Genomic DNA, 19,382 nt, shown 5'->3' with positions numbered 1-19,382 from the left:
CCAGCGTGGACACAACGCAACGGGGCGCCCGCAGGCGCCCCGTACAGTTCCTTCCAAGGTCAGCTTTGAAGGTCAGGCTTGAAGGCTAGACGAAACGTCCCAGGCCCACCGCCACGCGCAGCCGGTCCATGAACGGCGCGGCCTCGGCGCGGGCCCGTTCGGCCCCCTTGAGCAGCACGCTCTCAATGTGCGCCGGGTCCTGCATCAGCGCCTCGTAGCGCTCGCGAGGCTCGCGCAGCTGGGCATCGAGCAGTTCGAACAGGCGATTCTTGACCTCGCCCCAGCCGATGCCATTGGCGTATTCGCCGCGCATCGCCTCGCGCTCCTCGCGGCTGGCGAAGGCGGAGTAGATCTGGAACAGGGTGCAGCCTTCCGGGTCCTTGGGCTCGCCGGGCTCCAGCGAGTTGGTCTTGATCTTGCGCACCAGCTTGAGCAGCTTCTTCTCGGAGACGAACAGCGGGATGGTGTTGTTGTAGCTCTTGGACATCTTGCGCCCGTCGAGCCCGCCCAGCACCGCCACCTCGTCGTCGACCACCGCTTCGGGCAGGGTGAAGTACTCGCCCTTGAACAGGTGGTTGAAACGCCCACCGATGTCGCGGGCCATCTCGATGTGCTGGATCTGGTCGCGCCCCACCGGCACCTTGTGGGCGTTGAACATCAGGATGTCGGCGGCCATCAGCACCGGGTAGCCGAACAGGCCCATGGTGATGCCCTTGTCGGGGTCCTGGTTGCCGGCGGCCTCGTTCTCGGCCACCGCCGCCTTGTAGGCGTGGGCGCGGTTCATCAGGCCCTTGGCGCACACGCAGGAGAGCATCCAGGTCAGCTCGGGGATCTCGGGAATGTCCGACTGGCGGTAGAAGATGGCGTTGTCGGTATCGAGTCCCAACGCCAGCCAGGTGGCGGCGATCTCCAGACGCGACTCCTGCACCCGCTGCGGGTCCTGGCACTTGATCAGTGCATGCAGGTCGGCGAGAAAGTAGTAGGACTGCACGCTCGGGTCCTGGCTCGCGGCGATGGCGGGCTTGATGGCGCCGACATAGTTGCCGAGGTGCGGGGTACCGGTGGTGGTGATACCGGTGAGAACGCGTGTCTTCTGGGAAGCTGCACTCATGGAAAGCGGACTCTGCTTGTCGGAAATGCCCGCTATGGTAACGCGAGGGGGCGGTCAAGGCGACCTGGCCGAGGCCACGCCCGCAAGCGCCTCTCACTCGGCGACGAGCGCATCACCATAGCGTTGCACGTATTCACCCGGCAGGCGCCGGGGCCGACCGCTGGAAAGCTCGATGCAGGCGAAGCGGGTACGGGCGCGCAGCAGGGTACGGCCATCGGCCGGTCGGACGAGCTGGAAGCGCCGGGTCAGGGTCAGGCGGCCGTCGCAGCCGACGATCCAGGTGGCAAGCGCCAGGCGCTCGCCCTCGAAGGCCGGTGCCAGGTAGTCCAGCTCGTGGCGATGCACGGCCATGGCGCGGTCGAGCTCACGGTAGCGCGCCAGGCTCAGCCCCAGGCGCTCGGAGTGCGCCCAGCTCACCTGCTCGATCCAGCGCAGGTACTCGGCATTGTTGGCATGGCCGTATTCGTCGATGGCCGAGGCGCCCACCTCGAGTTCGATGACATAGGGCTGGGGAAGGTCCCATTCCAGTGGCATGTGCTCTCCTTGCGGTGAAGCCGGTGCGACTCAGGGCCGGGTAGTGCCGCAACGCCAGCAGGCGTCGAAGGTGCCCTCCAGCACTTCGCCACAGCCGGGACAGTGCCAGTCCGGCGCGCCCGGCGCGCCGGTCAGGCTGGCGTGAATTAGGGCCTCGGCGCGCTCGCGGTCATGCACCGCCACCCACACCTCGGGCTCGCATTCGCTCAGCGGCAGCTCCCCCGCTCCGCCGCCCAGCACCATGTTGCGCAGCGACACGGGGATGCCCGCCGCGGCCAGCACGTTGCGCACGTGGCTGACCAGCAGCGCATTGGCGTGGGCGAAGACGCGCACGTGGCTCATGATCGCACCCTGAATGGCATGTCAGTCGCGGAAGACACGAACGCCCAGCGCCTTCAGGTAGGCGGTCTCGGGAATCGCCGGGTGCACCGGATGGTCCGCCGCCTGGTGGCCCTGATAGACGATCTGGCCGTGGCGGTCCTGGTGACGCACCGCGCCGCGCACCACGTCCACCAGCCGGTCGTGGGCCAGGTGCATGGAACAGGAGGCCGAGAGCAGCAGGCCGTCACGGCCCAGCAGGCGCATCGCCTCGCGGTTGAGCCTGGCGTAGGCGCGTTCGCCGTTGGGGATGTCCTTGCGCTTCTTGATGAAGGCCGGCGGGTCGAGAATCACCACGTCGAACTGTTCACCATCGGCCTTGAGCGCGGCCAACGCCTCGAAGGCGTCGGCTTCTCCCACCGCCACCTGCTCGTGCAGGCCGTTGAGCGCCGCGTTCTCCGCCACGCGCTCGAGCGCCTGGGCGCTTGAATCCACGCACAGCACCTCGCGGGCGCCATGGGCCGCCGCCTGCACGCCCCAGCCGCCGACGTAGCTGAACATATCCAGCACCCGCTTGCCGGCCACCAGGCCGTTAAGCCAGGCGCGGTTGCCGCGGTGATCGTAGAACCAGCCGGTCTTCTGGCCGTCGAGCACCGGCACGTGGAAACGCACGCCGTTCTCCTCCACCAGCACCGGGCCGTCGAGCTCGCCCTTGGCCAGGGTGACCTGGCGCTCGAGCTGCTCCTGGCGACGCCCGGAGGAGTCGTTCTTGAACACGATGACGCGCGGCTCGATCACCTTGTCGAGGGCGGCGACGATCTCCTCGGCCAGGCGCTCCATGCCCAGGGTGTTGAGCTGCACCACCAGCACGTCGTCAAAGCGATCCACCACCAGCCCCGGTAGCAGGTCGCCCTCGCCGTGCACCAGGCGATAGTACGGCTTGGCGTAGAGGCGTTGACGCAACGCCAGCGCCTGGTTGAAGCGGTGCACCAGCAGCGAACGGTCGAGGCGCATCTCGGGATCGCGCGACACCACTCGGGCGCAGATCAGCGAGTTGGGATTGACGTAGGCCACCCCCATCGCCTTGCCGTTCGCGGCCTCGACCACCACCTGGGCGCCAGGCTCCAGGCCCTTGAGCGGCGTGACCTCGATATCCACCTCATTGGAGTAAAGCCATAGGTGGCCGGCCTTGAGGCGGCGGTCGGCATTCTTCTTGAGGCGCAGGGTCTGGATCATGGTTCGTCTCGTGTGGATATCATCGTTGGCAGGTGGGGCAGAACACGCTGGCCCGCTGGCCCAGCGTCACCAGCCGAAGTTCGGCGTTGCAGCGCCGACAGCCTTGCCCATGGCGTCCGTAGACGTTGAGCCGCTGCTTGAAGTAGCCCGGCTCGCCGGTACCGCTGACAAAGTCGCGCAACGTCGTCCCGCCCTGTGAAATGGCCGCGGCCAGCACCTCGCGCACCGCGACGGCAAGCCTCTCATAACGCTCGCGGGAGATGCGGCCGGCCGCCCGCCGCGGGTCGATGCCGGCCAGGAACAGCGCCTCGCTGGCGTAGATATTACCCACGCCCACCACCACGGCGTTGTCCATCAGGAACGGCTTCACCGCGATGCGCCGCCCCTGTGCAAGACGATACAGCCGCTCGCCGTCAAAGGCCTCGGACAGCGGTTCCGGGCCCAGGTTCGCCAGCCGTGGGTCACAATCGGCGCCGCCTGCCAGCCAGTCGACGAAGCCGAAGCGGCGCGGATCGTGGTAACGCAGGATGGCGCCGTCGGCGAACACCAGGTCGATGTGATCATGCGTCTTCGGCAGGTCGCCCAGCCGGGCAATGCGCAGGCTGCCAGACATGCCCAGGTGCCAGATCAGGCTGCCGGCCCCCTCTCCCTCTCCCTCTCCCTCGCCCTCGCCCTCGATCGGCAGCAGCAGGTACTTGGCACGGCGCGACAGCATACCGATGCGCGCACCGACCAGCCGCTCGCTGAAATCGCCGGGCACCGGCACGCGCAGGCGCGGCTGACGCACAATCACCTCGACGATCTCTCGGCCCTCCACATGAGGCGCGATGCCGCGTCGGGTGGTTTCGACCTCGGGCAGTTCAGGCATGGCTTACTCGTGACGACAGCGGGTGGGGCGGGCAGGCGTGCCTCAGCGGCGAGCGGCGGCACGGTACCACTGCATGGCAGGGTGCGCCGCCCAGAAACGCCTGAACCCGGCTGACATGGCCGGGTTCAGAAGAACAGGCTTGAACACCTGCGGAAGACGACCAAGGCTTACTTGATCTTAGCTTCCTTGTACATCACGTGCTTGCGGACGACCGGATCGAATTTCTTGAACTCGAGCTTGTCCGGGGTGTTCCGCTTGTTCTTGTCGGTGGTGTAGAAGTGACCGGTACCGGCACTGGACACCAGCTTGATCTTGTCACGCATGGCTGCTTACTCCCTGAATGGTCGCTTAGACGGCTTCGCCGCGCTTGCGGATGTCGCTGAGCACCTCGTCGATGCCCTTCTTGTCGATGATGCGCATGCCCTTGGAAGAGATGCGCAGCTTGACGAAGCGATTCTCCGACTCCACCCAGAAACGATGGGTGTGCAGGTTCGGCAAGAAGCGACGACGGGTCTTGCGCTGGGAGTGTGATACGTTGTTACCAGTCACCGGACGCTTGCCGGTAACCTGACATACTTTGGACATGGGAGCCTCCAACCGCTTGGCCAGGTGGTCAAACCTGAGTGTTCAAAACCTGTCGGGCAAACCGGGAACGACCCCGTTGTCATTTGACCCAAGGGAATTCAAAGGCTGCACTTTATAGCAGAGCGCGCCCCGGCAGGCAATAGTAGCCGCGTATTCTACACTCCCTTACCCCCTCTCCCGCAAGCTTTCCTCATCTATACCGGCTTTGCCGGCGGCAATGCCCGGCGAGGAGGCGCTGCGAATTCATCCTTGGACACTACATTTGCCCTGCTTCGCTTGCAGGACCGGGGTTGGCCATGCATGGCCGAGCTCAGCCGATTCCTACCTAGATCCACCCTCTTTCGGCGAAGGAAACGACCTCCCCGTCACCGACGACGAAGTGATCCAGCACGCGGATCTCGAACAGCGCGAGCGCCTCGCGCAGCCGCTCGGTGATGCGCCGGTCGGCATCGGAGGGCTCGGCCACGCCGGAGGGGTGGTTGTGGGCAAAGATGATCGCTCCGGCGCCCAGCTCCAGGGCACGGCGCGCCACCTCGCGCGGATAGACCGAGGCACTGTCCAGCGTGCCGCGAAACAGCGACTCGAAGCGGATCACCCGATGCTGGGTGTCGAGGAACAGCGCGGCGAACTCCTCATGGCCCAGATGGCGCAGCTGGGTCGCCAGGTAGGCGCGCACCAGGGCGGGCGAGGTCAGCGCATTGCCGCGTGCCAATTGCGCGGCAAGGTGGCGCTTGGAGAGCTCCAGAGTCGCCTGGAGCTGGACGAACTTGGCCGTGCCCAGCCCGCGTTCAGCGCAGAAGCGCGCCTGGTCGGCCTCGAGCAGCGGGCGCAGGCCGCCGAAGGCGTTCAGCAGGTCGCGGGCCAGGTCCACCGCCGAGCGCCCGGCCACGCCCACCCGCAGGAAGATCGCCAGCAGCTCGGCATCCGAAAGCGCCTCGGGCCCCAGCGCCAGCAGCTTTTCCCGCGGGCGCTCGCCCTCGGGCCAGTCACGAATCGACATGCTTGACTCCTTGCCACGCCCCCTTGCGAGCCAAGCGTCACGCATTGTTACAATCCAGTCAAACCCTTTGCCGTAGAAGCCTTCGGCTGCGCACGCGGCGGGGCGATGGTAAGGTAGGCGGTCGGTTAGAGTTCAGGATTTCAGCATGGCCACGCTTACAAGCAACCGAAGCGCCGGACGGCGCATTCTGCTCGGCATCAGCGCCGGCATTGCCGCCTACAAGAGCGCCCAGCTCGCTCGTCTGCTCAAGCAGGCGGGGTGCGAGGTTCGCGTGGTCATGACCGAAGGCGCCCAGGCTTTCATCACCCCGCTGACGCTGCAGGCGCTTACCGGCGAGCCGGTGCGCACCTCGCTGCTCGACCCGGAAGCCGAAGCCGGCATGGGCCATATCGAACTGGCCCGCTGGGCCGATACCATCGTCATCGCCCCCGCCACGGCCGACCTGATGGCGCGCATGGCCCAAGGCATGGCCGATGACCTGCTCACCACCCTGTGCCTGGCCAGCGAGGCCGAGAAGGTGCTGGCGCCGGCCATGAACCAGGCCATGTGGCGCCACCCCGCCACCCAGCGCAACGCCACCCGCCTGGCGCAGGACGGCTGGCGGCTGCTGGGGCCCGACAGCGGCGACCAGGCCTGCGGCGACGTGGGCCCGGGCCGCATGCTCGAGCCCGAGGCCATCGTGGCCGAGCTGCTGCCGTCGCCCGCCGCTTTGGCGCAGGAGGCCACCGCCCAGGGCCTGCACGTGGTGATCACCGCAGGCCCCACCCGCGAGCCGCTGGATCCGGTGCGTTACCTCTCCAACCACAGTTCCGGCAAGATGGGCTTCGCCCTGGCGGACGCTGCGGTGCAACGCGGCGCCCGCGTCACGCTGATATGTGGCCCGGTCGCGCTCGCCACCCCGGCGGGCGTCGAGCGGCTGGACGTGGAAACGGCGCGGCAAATGCACGAGGCGAGCCTGCGCCTGCTGGACGACTGCGACCTCTTCATCGGCTGTGCGGCGGTGGCCGACTACCGCGCCGAGGCGCCGGCCGAGCACAAGCTCAAGAAGCGTGACGACGACGAAGGGCTGACGCTCAGGCTGGTCAAGAACCCCGACATCATCGCCGAGGTGGCCAGCCGGCGCGATGCCGCCACTGGACGCCCCTTCGTGGTGGGCTTCGCTGCCGAGACCCGTGACCTGGAGGCCTACGCCCGCGACAAGCTCGCGCGCAAGCGGCTCGACATGATCGTCGCCAACGACGTCTCCAGCGCAGGGCTCGGCTTCGGGTCGGACGACAACGCAGCCCTGCTGCTCTGGCGCGACGGCGATGGCGAGGGTGGCGAAAGCCTGCCGCCCCAGCCCAAGCGCCGGCTGGCCGACGCCGTGATCGAGCGCGCCCTGAGCCGCCTGCCGAGCCGCCACACCCACTGACTTCGACCTGAACACAACGGAATCCCCATGCCCGAGTCCCGACACGCCCTGCCAACCGCCCGTCCTCGCCTCGAGGTCAAGCTGCTCGACGAGCGCATGCGCGACTACCTGCCCGGCTATGCTACCCAGGGCTCCGCCGGCATGGACCTGCGTGCCCTGCTCGACGCGCCGCTGACGCTGGCTCCCGGCCAGTGCGAGCTGATCCGCACCGGGCTCGCCGTGCATATCGGCGACCCGGGACTGGCCGGCCTGATCCTGCCGCGCTCGGGCCTGGGCCATAAGCACGGCATCGTGCTGGGCAACCTGGTGGGACTGATCGACTCCGACTACCAAGGCGAGCTGATGATCTCCGCCTGGAACCGCAGCGACTCCCCCTTCACACTGGAGCCTTTCGAGCGCCTGGCGCAATATGTGCTGGTGCCCGTGGTGCAGGCCGAGCTCGACGTCGTCGACAGCTTCACGGCCAGCCTGCGCGGCGAAGGCGGCTTCGGCAGCTCGGGCCGCCAGTAAGGCCCCGCACATCATGCCGCCCGCCTCAAGGACCCGCAGCCGGGCGGCCGTGTCCGCAACCTGACCCCAACCGACCTACCAATTCTGTCTGACAAGGAACCGCCATGAGCCAAGTCACGAACAGCAGCGTCCCGGCCTCCATCTTCCGCGCCTACGACATCCGCGGCATCGTCGACGACACCTTGACCGAGGAAGCGGTCGAGCTGATCGGCCGCGCCATCGGCTCCGAGGCCGCCGCTCGCGGCGAAACCACCGTAGTGGTGGCCCGCGACGGGCGCCTCTCCGGGCCGCGGCTGAGCGAAGCGCTGATGCGCGGCCTGACCGCCGCCGGACGCGACGTAATCGACATCGGCATGGTGCCCACCCCGGTACTCTATTTCGCCACCCATCTGCTCGACGGCACCGCCTCCGGCGTGATGGTCACCGGCAGCCACAACCCGCCCGACTACAACGGCTTCAAGATCGTGCTGGCCGGCGAGACGCTGTCCGGCGAGGCGATCACCGCGCTGTACCGCCGCATCGAGACCGGCGACCTGAGCGAAGGCCAGGGCCAGGTTCGCCAGGAGGACGTGCGCGACGCCTATCTCGAGCGCATCCTTGGCGACGTCAAGCTGGAGCGCCCGCTCAAGGCGGTGGTCGACTGCGGCAACGGCGTGGCCGGCGAGCTGGGCCCCAAGCTGATCGAACGGCTCGGCGCCGAGATGATCCCGCTGTTCGCCGAGATCGACGGCAATTTCCCCAACCATCACCCCGACCCCGGCAAGGTGGAGAACCTGCAGGACGTGATGCGCGCGGTAAAGGAGACCGGTGCCGACATCGGCCTGGCCTTCGACGGCGACGGCGACCGCCTGGGCGTGGTGACGCCAAGCGGCCAGCTGATCTACCCCGACCACCTGATGATGGCCTTCGCCGAGGACATGCTCTCTCGCAACCCCGGCGCCCGGGTGATCTTCGACGTCAAGTGCACCGGCAACCTGGCCCGCGTGGTCGAGGAAGCGGGCGGCACGCCGGAGATGTGGCGCACCGGCCATTCGCTGATCAAGGCGCGCATGAAGGAGACCGGCGCCCAGCTCGCCGGCGAGATGAGCGGCCACATCTTCTTCAAGGAGCGCTGGTACGGCTTCGACGACGGCCTGTACGGGGCCGCCCGGCTGCTCGAGATCCTGTCGAAGCAGGAGGTCGATGCCGACGCCTTCTTCGCCCGCTACCCGCAGGACATCGGCACGCCGGAGATCAACGTCCAGGTGACCGACGAGAACAAGTTCGACCTGGTGGCGAAGCTGGCCCGCGAGGGCGACTTCGGCGACGAGGGCATCAAGACCACCCTCGACGGCATCCGCGTCGACTATCCCGACGGCTGGGGGCTGTGCCGCGCCTCCAACACCACCCCGGTGCTGGTGCTGCGCTTCGAAGGCAAGAGCGATGCCGCCCTGGACCGTATTCGCAACCGTTTCGCCGAGGCCCTACAGCAGGTCGACCCGGCGTTGACGCTGCCGAGCTGACGGCAGCGCCCTACCGTTCTGCTCCTTTAAGGAAGGACCATGACCGATACGACTCGTGATCCGCGGCTGGTGGTGGAAGTGCTCTCCGAGGCGCTTCCCTACATCCAGCGCTTTTCTGGCAAGACCGTCGTCGTCAAGTACGGCGGCAATGCCATGACCGAAGACACCCTGATCGACTCCTTCGCCCGCAATATGGTGCTGATGAAGGAAGTGGGCATCAACCCGGTGGTGGTGCATGGCGGCGGCCCGCAGATCGGCGACCTGCTGGCCAAGCTCAAGATCGAGTCGCGCTTCGTCAACGGCATGCGGGTCACCGACTCGCAGACCATGGACGTGGTGGAGATGGTGCTGGGTGGGCTGGTCAACAAGGAGATCGTCAACCTGATCAACCAGTGCGGTGGCAAGGCGATCGGCCTGACCGGCAAGGACGGCGCCCAAATTCGCGCGCGCCAGCTCAAGGTCGAGCACCAGACGCCGGAGATGACCGCCCCCGAGATCATCGACATCGGCCACGTCGGCGAGGTGGAGCATGTCTCCACCGAGCTGATCGAGATGCTCGCCGAGCGCGACTTCATCCCGGTGATCGCCCCGATCGGCGTCGATGCCAAGGGCAACAGCTACAACATCAACGCCGACCTGGTGGCCGGCAAGGTCGCCGAGGCGCTGGGGGCGGAGAAACTGATGCTGCTGACCAACGTGGCCGGCCTGATGAACGCCGAGGGCGAGGTGCTCACCGGGCTCACCACTGCTCAGGTCGACGGCCTGATTGCCGACGGCACCATCCATGGCGGCATGCTGCCGAAGATCCGCTGCGCCCTGGAGGCCGTCAAGGGTGGCGTCAAGAGCGCACATATCATCGACGGCCGCGTGGCCCACGCCACCCTGCTGGAGATCTTCACCAATGCCGGCGTCGGCACCCTGATCACCGACGCCGACCAGGAAGGAAACACGCCCTGACGCCAGGTCCGCCGCGGCTGTCGCCCGGCGGGCCGTCTTGACGACATCACGATAACGAAAAGATCACTCGACATGACGCAGGCAACACCAACGACTCACCGGCGCGAGCAGATCCTGCAGGCGCTCGCCCTGATGCTGGAGGAGGACAGCGGCAAGCGCATCACCATTGCCGCCCTGGCGCGCCAGGTAGGGGTTTCCGAAGCGGCGCTCTACCGCCACTTCCCGAGCAAGGCCCGCATGTATGAAGACCTCATCGCCTTCATCGAGGAGACCCTGTTCGAGCGCATCACGCGCATCCTCGACGACACTCCCCACGCCGTGCCGCGCTGTGCGCAGATCCTCACCCTGCTGCTGGCCTTCGCCGAGAAGAACCCAGGCCTCTCCCGCCTGCTCGGCGGCGACGTGCTGACCGGCGAGACCGCTCGCCTGCGGCTGCGCATCCATCAGCTCTTCGAGCGCCTCGAGACCCAGCTCAAGCAGGTGCTGCGCGAAGCGGAACTGCGCGAGGGGCGGCGCCCCACCCTGCCGGTACCGGCGGCCGCCAACCTGCTGATGGCCGTGGCGGAAGGCCGCATTTCGCAGTACGTGCGCAGCGACTTCCAGCGCCGCCCCACCGAGCACTGGGACGATCAGTGGGGCCTGCTGGCTGGCCAGCTGCTGCGCGAACCCACCGCCAGAATCGCTTGAACGCAAGAAGCCCTGGCAGAGGCCAGGGCTTCCATGTGTACGCCAGGTGAGCGCCAGCGCGGCGCTCAGGCAGCCAGGGTATCGCCGAGCTGCTGGCGAATCTTCTTCATGGCATTCTTCTCGAGCTGGCGAATACGCTCGGCGGAGACGCCATACACGTCGGCCAGCTCGTGCAAGGTGGCCTTCTCATCGGCCAGCCAGCGCTGGCGCAGAATATCGCGCGAACGCTCGTCGAGGGCCTCCAGCGCCAGCTGCAGCCGACGGCTGGCGTCGTCCTCCCAGTCGCTGTCCTCGAGCTGGGTCGCCGGGTCGGCGCCGGCATCGTCCAGGTAGTGGATCGGCGCCTGGTAGGCGGAATCCTCGTCGTCACTCGGCGCGGCATCGAAGCCGGCGTCGTGGGCCGCCAGGCGCCCTTCCATCTCGCGCACTACTTCGGGCTTGACGTCAAGATCGCGGGCGATGGCGTCGACCTCGTCGTTGTTCAGCCAGGCCAGCCGCTTCTTGGCGCTACGCAGGTTGAAGAACAGCTTGCGCTGAGCCTTGGTGGTGGCAATCTTGACGATGCGCCAGTTGCGCAGCACGAACTCGTGGATCTCGGCCTTGATCCAGTGCACGGCAAAGGAGACCAGGCGCACGCCCTGATTGGGGTCGAAGCGCTTGACCGCCTTCATCAGGCCTACGTTGCCTTCCTGGATGAGATCGGCCTGGGGCAGCCCATAGCCGGAGTAGCTGCGGGCGATGTGCACCACGAAGCGCAGGTGTGACAGCACCAGGCGGCGCGCAGCTTCCAGGTCACCCTCATCGTGCAAGCGGAAGGCGAGCTCGCGCTCCTCCTCGGCGCTCAGCATCGGGATGCTGTTCACCGCCTGGAGATAGCCGTTGAGGTCGTGACCCGGTGAAAGTTGGCCCACCGGCAGAAGACTGGTGCTCATGCAGGTTGTCTCCCTTGAAACCCAGTTATGCGCCATTGCTTCGCCCGGTTAGAGCGGCAAAGCATGAAAATGTTCCGTCTTTCCTGACTAGCTTGGCTGATACTTCGGCCCGGCACCAGCGCACCGGTGCCGTTGTCGGCTAGCGTGGCCGCACCTCGGCAAGATGGCGACTCACGGCGATCCAGGCCCCCAGCCAGCCCAATAGTGTACTGCACGCAAGCAGCGTTGCCGAGCCCCAGGGGCCCAGCTGGGGTAGTTCATAGGTGGCGCCGTAGCTGGCGGCAAGGTCGCTGACAGGTAGCGCCAGCCAGAGATTGCCAAGGCTGAGCAGCCCCCAGGCGAGCAGGCCGCCGCCGAGGCCGTACCAGGCCCCGCTGTAGAGGAACGGGCGGCGCACGAAGGCATGAGTGGCGCCGATCAGCATCACCACCTCGATCTCCTGGCGCCGGCTCTCCACCGCCAGGCGAATGGTGTTGCCTACCACCAGCAGCACCCCCAGGCCGAACAGCACCGCCAGCGCCAGTGCCAGGCGCCGCCCTAGCTCGGCAAGGTGGCGCAGCCGTTCGATCCAGGCCAGGTCCAGGCGCACCTCATCGACGCCGGCCAGTCGCTCCAGCTCGCCCGCCAGCGCACGCACCGCCGCGGGGCCCGGATCCTCCGGCACCACCACGATGCTGGCCGGCAGCGGGTTATCCTCGAGCCGCCCCAGGGCGTCGGCCAGGCCCAGCGCCTGCTGGAACTCCGCCATGCCCTCGGCAGCGCTGATCAGCCGGGTACGCGCCACGCCCTCGTGAGCCGCCACGGCCTCCTCGATGCGCCCGGCCTGAGCTTCGCCGGCGTCGTGCACCAGGTAAAGCGTCAGGGTAGCGCTCTCGGTCAGCTCGGCGTCGAGCAGCCGGGCCCCGTCCAGCGTTAGCCACAGCGCCGCGGGCAGCACCAGGGCAATGGCGATGGCCAGCATGGTGAGCAGGCTGCCGATCGGGCGACGCAAGAGGCGGCGAGCGCTATCGACGCACATGGCGCGGTGGTGGCGCAGCCAGCCGCGGAAACGGTTCGACGAGGGGGTGTGCTGCGCCCGCGCGCCCCGCGGCGGGGCTGACGGCTGGCGGCTCATGCAGCCTCCTCGTCGGCCACCAGGCGCCCCGCCCGCAGGCGCAGTACGCGATGGCGAAGCCGGGCGATCAGCGCCAGGTCATGGCTGGCGATCATCACTGTGGTGCCAATGCGGTTGAAGTCCTCGAACAGCGCCATGATGTCGGCGGAGAGCTGCGGGTCGAGGTTGCCGGTGGGCTCATCGGCCAGCAGCAGGGAGGGCTTGTTGACTACCGCCCGAGCGATGCCGACCCGCTGCTGTTCGCCGCCGGAGAGCTCGATGGGCAGCGCCTTCTCCCGATGCAGCAGGCCTACCTTGTCCAGCGCCGCACGCGCCCGACGCGCCGCCTCACGCGGGTCGACGCCGCGGATCTCCAGCGGCAGCGCCACGTTGTGGAAGATCGAGCGGTCGAACAGCAGCTGGTGATCCTGGAATACCACGCCGATCTGACGGCGGTAGAACGGCACCTGGCTGGCATGCAGGCGGCCGATGTCGTGGCCGGCGACCAGCACCCGCCCCCGGGTCGGCCGCTCGAGCAGCATGATCAGGCGCAGCAGGGAGCTCTTGCCGGCGCCCGAATGGCCGGTCAGGAAGACCATCTCACCGCGGCCGACGCGAAAGTCGAGGTTGGCCAGCGCCTCGAAGCGCCCGCCGTAGCGCTTCCCCACGTGGTCGAAGACGATCATGACGAGGCAGCGTCGCGCTCTTCTTCCTGATCAAATAGGGCGTCGACGAAGTCGCGCGCCGCGAAGGGACGCAGATCGTCCAGCCCCTCGCCCACCCCGATGTAGCGGATCGGCGTACCGAGCTGCTTGGCCAGGGCGAAGATGATGCCGCCCTTGGCGGTGCCGTCGAGCTTGGTCAGGGTGATGCCGGTGACCGGCACCGCCTCGTTGAAGGTGCTGGCCTGGGCCAGCGCGTTCTGCCCGGTGCCGGCGTCGAGCACCAGCATCACCTCGTGCGGCGCGCTGCCGTCGAGCTTGCCCATCACCCGGTGCACCTTCTTGAGCTCCTCCATCAGGTGCCCCTTGTTGTGCAGGCGGCCGGCGGTATCGGCGATCAGCACGTCGATCTTGCGTGCCTTGGCCGCCGCCACGGCGTCGTAGATCACCGAGGCGCTGTCGGCCCCGGTGTGCTGGGCGATGACCGGCACCTTGTTGCGCTCGCCCCACACCTTGAGCTGCTCCACCGCAGCGGCACGGAAGGTATCGCCCGCCGCCAGCATCACGCTGCGTCCCTCGCGCTGGAAGCGCTGGGTCAGCTTGCCGATGGTGGTGGTCTTGCCCACCCCATTGACGCCGACCACGAGGATGACGAAAGGTCCCTCGCCCTTGGCCGGCAGCGCCAGCGGCATGGCAACGGCGTCGAGCATGGTGGTGAGTTCGTCCTGCAGGGCGCGGTAGAGCGCCTGGGGGTCCTTGAGCTCCTTGCGCGAGACGCGATCGGCAAGCCGATCGATGATCTCGGTGGTGGCCTCGATGCCCACGTCGGCCATCAGCAGTTGGGTCTCGAGATCCTCGATCAGCTCGTCGTCGATCTGCTTCTTGCCGAGGAAGAGCCCGGCGACCCCCTCGGTCAGGTTGGCGCGGGTCTTGCCCAAGCCCGCACGAATGCGGGCGAACCAGCCCTTCTTCTCGGCAACCGGCTTCTCCTGCAGCGGCGTGCGAGCGGGTTCAGGTTCGGGGGCTGGCTCAGGCTCGGTGGCTTCGGGGGCCAGCGCCTCCTCGCGCAGTACCGCGTTTTCCTCCTCCCGGTCGACTTCGTCGAAGGACTCGGAGCACGCATGCACCTCGTCCGCCGCGGGGCCAGCCATGGCCCGCTCCTCGGGACGCGGGGTATCGACCACATCCGGTTCAGCGGGAGCCGGTTCGCGGTCGGCCTGCTCAGCGGTCATTACCCCGGCCGAGCTTTGCTCAGCGGGTCGGCCCTCGCTCGCCTCCTCTTCTGCGGGCGGCTCTTCGGGCTGCGTCGGCAGCTGATCCTTCAGCTCGCCCTGCTGCTCTTCCTGCTGCTTCTTGTTGCGCTTGAAAAAACCGAACATGGGGGGATTCAGCCTCGCGGGTGAATGATGGCTACATCCTAACACCGCGCATCATGACTGTGGACAAGGCGACAGGTACAATTCCGCCCATGACACGCCGCCGCACCTCCTCCTCTCGCGCTTCACGACACTTGCCCGCGCCTTCACGCTCCCAGGGCGGCGGACGCCTGCGCATCATCGGCGGGGAGTTTCGTCGACGCCTGCTGCCGGTACTCGACAGCCCGGGGCTGCGCCCCACTCCGGACCGGGTCCGCGAGACCCTGTTCAACTGGCTGGCGCTGGATACACCCGGCGCCTGCGTGCTCGACCTGTTCGCCGGCACCGGAGCCCTGGGGCTGGAAGCGCTATCGCGCGGCGCCGCCTCGGCGACGTTCGTCGAGCGCGACCCCCGTGTCGCCGAGGCACTCGGCGCCAACCTGGAAGCACTGGGCGCCACCCTGCGTGGGCGCGTGCAAGTCGCCGACGCCCTCGCCTTTCTCACTGCCCCGCCACCGGCCAGCCCGTTCACCCTGGCTTTCCTCGACCCTCCCTTTCGCCAGGGCCTGGCCGAACCCTGCTGCCTGGCGTTGGAGCAGGGCTGGTTGACCGACGAGGCCTACGTTTACCTGGAAACGGAGTCCGAGCTGACCGTGGCAGTTCCCACCACCTGGCAGCTGCATCGTGAAGTACGTGCCGGGGACAGCACCGGCCGGCTCTACCGCCGCACCGCCGGTTAAAAAGCGGCCCTGGGCTGCGCCGACGCTTGCCCAGGCGCAGCCCCCGGCGTTACGCTGCGCAACGGGTATCAGCGGTGGGCAGGGGCCCGCCCGGCAGGTCGCATTTCAGGAGAACAGGATGAGCACCGAACTCTTCAATCGGCTCGAACAGAAAGTTGCCAGCGCCGTCGAAGCACTTGAGTTGCTGAAGATGGAGGCGGAAGAGCTGCGTGAGGAAAATGCGCGCCTCAAGCAAGAGCGCGAGGAGTGGGAGCGTCGTCTCTCCGCCCTGCTGGACAAGTTCGACGAAGTGGAAGCCAGCCCGGTCAACTGAGCCGGCGCAGCGTTCACAGTCGGCGCGACATCAGCACGGCATCCTCTCGGGTCGTGCCGGCCTCGCCCGCCGCGGCGGGCAGCGCCGGGTAATAGCCCTTGCGCCGCCCCTCTTCGATGAACCCCGCCTGGCGGTACAGGGCCAGAGCCGCACGGTTGCCGGCCCGGACCTCCAGCAGCAGCCGCTCGCTTCCCCAGCGTCCGGCCTCTTCGATCAGCGCTTCCAGCAGCACGACCGCCAGGCCGCGCCGACGCCAGGCCGGATGGACCAGCAGCATCTGCAGCTCGGCTTCGAAGGGCAGGCGAGCAACGACGGCGTAGGCGACCAGCGCCTGCTCGCCCTCCTTTTCCACCGCCCCTCCCGCCACCCAGCAGGCCGGATCGGCCAGAGCGGCCGCCAGTTGGGCGCGCGTCCAGGGCCGCGGCTGGCACTGCTCCAGTTCTGCCAGGCGATCCAGGTCATCTAGGCCCAGCGGGGCCAGGCGAAGCGCGCCCGCCGCGGACGTCACCCCGCCTCCCCGCGCCAGGTGCGACGCCATTCCAGCAGGGTCGGCCACAGGGCGCGCTTGGCCTCGGCGCTCGCCGCCAGCACGTCCAGCGACGGCCCCTGCCAGCCAGGCAGCTCCAGCAGCTCGCAGCGCCCCGCCGAAAGGCCCAGCAGGGGGTCGATCAGCTCATGCCGACCGAACACCAGCACCCGCTCAGGCGACCACGCCTGGCGAGCCGCGCCTGCAATGAAGGCGCGCAGGCCATCGGCGGCCTCTTCCAGCGGGTCATTGACCGCCAGCCCCTCTACCGGCGGCCAGCGCAGCCAGTGGAAGTCGGGCCCGTCATGCGTCGTGATGCCAGCTGCCGCCAGCAGGTTGCACAGTAGCCTAACGTTTTCCTCGCTGACCGCGGCCAGCCCCGGCAGCAGCACCAGCCAGCGCCCTTCCAGGCAGGCCACCTGCAGGCTGAAGCGCAGCGGCTCCTGCGAGGCCATTGGCGAGGTATCCGCCGCCGGTGCCACGTCCTGCTCGGTGCTTTCCTTGCCTTCGGCCACCGTCATACCCAGCAGCTGGCGGACCCGGCCCGCCGCGGGTGGCGGAGCAACCGACGCAGCGGAGGTGGACGGGCGCACTGCAGGCGCCACCTCGTCGATCAGCGCATGCAGCCGCTCTGCGGGGGGTGACGTGTCCCCCGGCTCGGGCAACTCCCATTCGCAGGTCTCGGAGGGACGGGCATTGGGCAGCTGGTAGCGCGCCACCCAGGCCGTGACCCCCATCGCCTCCAGGTACTGCAGGCGCTGAGGCTCCGGGGTCACGCCTTGGCGCCGCGACAGTCCGGGGAGTCGGGGCGGCCTTCCGCGCGTGCTTCCCACTCCTGCGGAGTGTAGAGGTGCAGCGCCAGGGCATGCACCGGTCCCGCCAGTTCGTCGGCCAACAGAGCATAAAGGCGCTGGTGGCGCTTGACCGGCATCAGCCCGTGGAAATGCGCCGAGACCACAGTGACCTTGAAGTGAGTCTCCGAATTGGGCGGCACCGCGTGACGATGACTCTCGTTCTCCACCGTGACATGGGTGGGCTCGAGGGCCTGAAGCTTCTGTTCAATGTCGGCCTGGATGCTCATGGGGGCTCCTCGAAAGGGGGTGAGCTGCCATTGTACCCTGTTGCTCGGCGCCTTGCTCCGGCGGCGCAGCCGCCGATGGCTGACCGTGACCCTGGGCCGCTCCCGCCAGCGGCATGCGTGCCAGGCTGGCCAACAGCGCCAGCAGGCAGGCGAAGCAGCCGATCCACAGCGTCATCTGCACCGGTGCGCTGGCGGCCAGAAAGGCGCCCACCAGCGCCACGCCCAGCGACTGGCCCACCGTACGCGTGGTGCTGAGCACACCCGAGGCGCTGGTGCTCAGTTCGCGGGGCGCGCTGGTCATCATCTCGCGGTTGTTGGGCGGCTGGAACAGGCCGAAGCCGATGCCGCACAGAGCCATGCGCCACAGGCTGTCGAGCAGCCCGGCGCCAGGCGGCAGCAGGGCTAGCGAGGCGAGGCCCAGCATCAGCAGCACCAGCCCGAGGCTGGCCATGACGCTGGGGTTGACGCGGTCGGCCAGGCGCCCGGCCATGGGCCCGACCAGCATGATGGCCACCGGCCAGGGCGTGAACAGCCAGGCGGTGTGCAGCGGCGAGAGCCCCATCTCCTGCTGGAAGAGGAAGGTCAGGGCAACAAAGGCCAGCCCCTGGCCAACAAAGGCCAGGCCCGAGGCCGAAACCGCCAAGCGGAAACGTGCCACCTGGAACAGCCGGGGCGGCAGCAGCGGATGGCTGGCGCGGCGCTGGCGGCGCAGAAACAGCGCCCCCGAGACCACGCTGAGCGCCAGCCAGGCCAGCGACTGCCATAGCGGCGCCGCGTGCCCCAAGGTGTCCATGGCAAGGAAGAAGCTGCCCAGCATGATTACCGAACCCAGCGCCCCGCGCCCGTCGAAACCACCGCGCCGGCCCGTCTCCCGCGGCAGTGCCCGCCAGGCCAGCCACAGCGAGACCAGCCCAAGCGGCAAATGCAGCGCAAACAGCCACGGCCAGCTGAGCACCGACAGCACCAGCCCACCCAGGGCCGGGCCGGCCGCATAGCCACCTGCCACCACCAGGGCGGAGAGCCCCAGCGCACTGCCCAGCAGCCGGGTGGGGAAGATCGAGCGGTAGAGCGACGGGCCGATGGACAAGGTGGCCGCCGCCCCGAGCCCCTGCAGGGCACGAAACACCAGCAGCCACTCCAGGCTGCGCGCCAGCGCCGCCCCCAGCGAGGCAAGCACGAACAGCGCCAGCCCGGCCACGTAGAGCCGCCGTCGGCTGACCATCTCGCTGAAGGAAGCGCACACCAGCAGGAAGGCGGCACAGACGATCTGGTAGAGGTTGGTGACCCACACCGCTCGCGCGGCGGAGACATCCAGGTCGCGGGCGATGGAAGGCAGGGCGATGTTGATCATGGTGACATCGACCACCGCCATCAGGGTTCCGAGGATCAGCGCCAGCACCGCCAGGCGTCGCTCGGGTCCCGGCAGGCCGTCATCGCCGGGGCGCGTCGAAAAGAGTCGGCTCATGTCGTGTCTTGGTCCGTAACGAGAAAACCGGCCGCAGCCGGTTCTCGTAGCGTGTCAGCGGAGGGAGGTCAGTCCTGATCCGTCTCCAGCAGCAGGGAGTCGTCGACTTCCGAGATCTCCAGCGCCGTTTCGTCGTCCAGGTCGATGGCGAGATAGCTATGCTCGACCTGCAAGAAGCGCTGGAACAGCGCCCAGTCGACGCTTTCGGGCCACTGCCGCTCGTCCTCTTCCCAGGCGCGCAGCTCGGTCTCGAGGATCTCGAGGTAACGTTCGCGCACGAAGGCTTCCAGGGCTTCCGGGGTATCCATCTCGGGAATCAGATAGACCGTGCTTTCACGTTCGACGTCGGCCAGGGTGAGGTCGTCATCCCCCATCGTGGGTTCGAGTGCGTTGATCCAGTCCACGAAGTGCCGGGTCGGCCTGACGCTCAGGGCGGAGCGGTTGAGCAGTTTCATCGCGGTCTCCTCGACGTCGAAACGGTGATCATTATGGGCGC

The 19,382-nt window shown here is 67.9% G+C and carries 24 protein-coding genes; 7 read left to right on the top strand and 17 right to left on the bottom strand.

Annotated elements, in window-relative coordinates:
- Positions 1 to 85 precede the first annotated feature (85 nt).
- The 8 genes from ACT7B3_RS02100 to radC form a co-directional block, all read right to left on the bottom strand.
- Positions 86 to 1,111: a tryptophan--tRNA ligase gene (locus ACT7B3_RS02100; RefSeq protein WP_445156698.1), complete on the bottom strand. Its 1,026-nt coding sequence runs from the start codon at positions 1,109 to 1,111 to the stop codon at positions 86 to 88.
- A 93-nt stretch (positions 1,112 to 1,204) separates the two neighbouring features.
- Entirely contained in the window at positions 1,205 to 1,639 is a 435-nt protein-coding gene (locus tag ACT7B3_RS02095; protein ID WP_445158832.1) for an acyl-CoA thioesterase, read from the bottom strand.
- Between the two features lie 36 nt (positions 1,640 to 1,675).
- The gene (locus tag ACT7B3_RS02090) at positions 1,676 to 1,987 is read right to left on the bottom strand and encodes a putative signal transducing protein (RefSeq protein WP_445156697.1); all 312 of its coding nucleotides are present in this window, start codon (positions 1,985 to 1,987) and stop codon (positions 1,676 to 1,678) included.
- A 21-nt stretch (positions 1,988 to 2,008) separates the two neighbouring features.
- Positions 2,009 to 3,199 carry a class I SAM-dependent rRNA methyltransferase gene (locus tag ACT7B3_RS02085; RefSeq protein ID WP_445156696.1) on the bottom strand — a complete coding sequence of 397 codons (1,191 nt, stop codon included), beginning with the start codon at positions 3,197 to 3,199 and terminating at the stop codon, positions 2,009 to 2,011.
- A 19-nt stretch (positions 3,200 to 3,218) separates the two neighbouring features.
- Positions 3,219 to 4,067: a bifunctional DNA-formamidopyrimidine glycosylase/DNA-(apurinic or apyrimidinic site) lyase gene (gene mutM / locus ACT7B3_RS02080; RefSeq protein WP_445156695.1), complete on the bottom strand. Its 849-nt coding sequence runs from the start codon at positions 4,065 to 4,067 to the stop codon at positions 3,219 to 3,221.
- 167 nt (positions 4,068 to 4,234) lie between these two features.
- On the bottom strand, positions 4,235 to 4,390 hold the full coding sequence (rpmG, locus tag ACT7B3_RS02075) for a 50S ribosomal protein L33 (protein ID WP_086509014.1): 156 nt from the start codon (positions 4,388 to 4,390) through the stop codon (positions 4,235 to 4,237).
- A gap of 25 nt (positions 4,391 to 4,415) precedes the next feature.
- Positions 4,416 to 4,652 (bottom strand): 50S ribosomal protein L28, encoded by a 237-nt coding sequence (rpmB, locus tag ACT7B3_RS02070; protein ID WP_444678546.1) that lies wholly within the window; start codon positions 4,650 to 4,652, stop codon positions 4,416 to 4,418.
- Positions 4,653 to 4,977: 325 nt separating this feature from the next.
- Entirely contained in the window at positions 4,978 to 5,652 is a 675-nt protein-coding gene (gene radC, locus ACT7B3_RS02065) for a RadC family protein (RefSeq protein WP_444678547.1), read from the bottom strand.
- Positions 5,653 to 5,797: 145 nt separating this feature from the next.
- Here radC and coaBC point away from each other — a divergent pair, with 145 nt between their 5' ends.
- From coaBC to slmA, 5 genes are all read left to right on the top strand, one after another.
- Positions 5,798 to 7,063, top strand: coding sequence for a bifunctional phosphopantothenoylcysteine decarboxylase/phosphopantothenate--cysteine ligase CoaBC (gene coaBC, locus ACT7B3_RS02060; RefSeq protein ID WP_445156694.1), 1,266 nt, complete (start codon positions 5,798 to 5,800; stop codon positions 7,061 to 7,063).
- Positions 7,064 to 7,090: 27 nt separating this feature from the next.
- Entirely contained in the window at positions 7,091 to 7,573 is a 483-nt protein-coding gene (gene dut, locus ACT7B3_RS02055; protein ID WP_444678548.1) for a dUTP diphosphatase, read from the top strand.
- 104 nt (positions 7,574 to 7,677) lie between these two features.
- Positions 7,678 to 9,075, top strand: a complete 1,398-nt coding sequence (locus tag ACT7B3_RS02050; RefSeq protein ID WP_445156693.1) for a phosphomannomutase/phosphoglucomutase — start codon at positions 7,678 to 7,680, stop codon at positions 9,073 to 9,075.
- A gap of 39 nt (positions 9,076 to 9,114) precedes the next feature.
- Entirely contained in the window at positions 9,115 to 10,032 is a 918-nt protein-coding gene (gene argB, locus ACT7B3_RS02045; RefSeq protein WP_444678550.1) for an acetylglutamate kinase, read from the top strand.
- A 72-nt stretch (positions 10,033 to 10,104) separates the two neighbouring features.
- Entirely contained in the window at positions 10,105 to 10,719 is a 615-nt protein-coding gene (gene slmA, locus ACT7B3_RS02040) for a nucleoid occlusion factor SlmA (RefSeq protein ID WP_445156692.1), read from the top strand.
- A gap of 65 nt (positions 10,720 to 10,784) precedes the next feature.
- On the opposite strand, the gene rpoH is transcribed toward slmA, so the two are convergent.
- From rpoH to ftsY, 4 genes are all read right to left on the bottom strand, one after another.
- Entirely contained in the window at positions 10,785 to 11,651 is an 867-nt protein-coding gene (gene rpoH / locus ACT7B3_RS02035) for an RNA polymerase sigma factor RpoH (protein WP_444678551.1), read from the bottom strand.
- A 139-nt stretch (positions 11,652 to 11,790) separates the two neighbouring features.
- Positions 11,791 to 12,765, bottom strand: coding sequence for a permease-like cell division protein FtsX (ftsX, locus tag ACT7B3_RS02030; RefSeq protein ID WP_445156691.1), 975 nt, complete (start codon positions 12,763 to 12,765; stop codon positions 11,791 to 11,793).
- Positions 12,762 to 13,430, bottom strand: coding sequence for a cell division ATP-binding protein FtsE (gene ftsE, locus ACT7B3_RS02025; RefSeq protein ID WP_444678553.1), 669 nt, complete (start codon positions 13,428 to 13,430; stop codon positions 12,762 to 12,764). The genes ftsX and ftsE overlap by 4 nt, the downstream gene beginning before the upstream one ends.
- On the bottom strand, positions 13,427 to 14,785 hold the full coding sequence (ftsY, locus tag ACT7B3_RS02020; protein ID WP_445156690.1) for a signal recognition particle-docking protein FtsY: 1,359 nt from the start codon (positions 14,783 to 14,785) through the stop codon (positions 13,427 to 13,429). The genes ftsE and ftsY overlap by 4 nt, the downstream gene beginning before the upstream one ends.
- A gap of 89 nt (positions 14,786 to 14,874) precedes the next feature.
- Here ftsY and rsmD point away from each other — a divergent pair, with 89 nt between their 5' ends.
- Together rsmD and ACT7B3_RS02010 are read left to right on the top strand one after the other, a co-directional pair.
- Positions 14,875 to 15,501: a 16S rRNA (guanine(966)-N(2))-methyltransferase RsmD gene (gene rsmD, locus ACT7B3_RS02015; protein WP_445156689.1), complete on the top strand. Its 627-nt coding sequence runs from the start codon at positions 14,875 to 14,877 to the stop codon at positions 15,499 to 15,501.
- 118 nt (positions 15,502 to 15,619) lie between these two features.
- The gene (locus ACT7B3_RS02010) at positions 15,620 to 15,814 is read left to right on the top strand and encodes a cell division protein ZapB (protein WP_444678556.1); all 195 of its coding nucleotides are present in this window, start codon (positions 15,620 to 15,622) and stop codon (positions 15,812 to 15,814) included.
- Positions 15,815 to 15,827: 13 nt separating this feature from the next.
- Here the strand turns inward: ACT7B3_RS02010 and ACT7B3_RS02005 are convergent, their stop codons facing one another.
- The 5 genes from ACT7B3_RS02005 to ACT7B3_RS01985 form a co-directional block, all read right to left on the bottom strand.
- Positions 15,828 to 16,322 carry a GNAT family N-acetyltransferase gene (locus tag ACT7B3_RS02005; protein ID WP_444678557.1) on the bottom strand — a complete coding sequence of 165 codons (495 nt, stop codon included), beginning with the start codon at positions 16,320 to 16,322 and terminating at the stop codon, positions 15,828 to 15,830.
- Entirely contained in the window at positions 16,319 to 17,116 is a 798-nt protein-coding gene (locus tag ACT7B3_RS02000; RefSeq protein WP_445156688.1) for a hypothetical protein, read from the bottom strand. Before ACT7B3_RS02000 ends, ACT7B3_RS02005 begins: the two co-directional genes overlap by 4 nt.
- A complete protein-coding gene (locus ACT7B3_RS01995) occupies positions 17,113 to 17,421 on the bottom strand; it encodes a BolA family protein (protein WP_444679390.1) in 309 nt (102 codons plus the stop codon). Before ACT7B3_RS01995 ends, ACT7B3_RS02000 begins: the two co-directional genes overlap by 4 nt.
- Entirely contained in the window at positions 17,399 to 18,886 is a 1,488-nt protein-coding gene (locus tag ACT7B3_RS01990; protein WP_445156687.1) for an MFS transporter, read from the bottom strand. Before ACT7B3_RS01990 ends, ACT7B3_RS01995 begins: the two co-directional genes overlap by 23 nt.
- A 68-nt stretch (positions 18,887 to 18,954) precedes the next feature.
- Positions 18,955 to 19,341, bottom strand: a complete 387-nt coding sequence (locus tag ACT7B3_RS01985; protein WP_444678560.1) for a hypothetical protein — start codon at positions 19,339 to 19,341, stop codon at positions 18,955 to 18,957.
- Positions 19,342 to 19,382 lie beyond the last annotated feature (41 nt).

This window comes from Halomonas sp. E14, from assembly GCF_052568415.1.
This window is presented reverse-complemented; position numbering and strand designations above follow the sequence as displayed.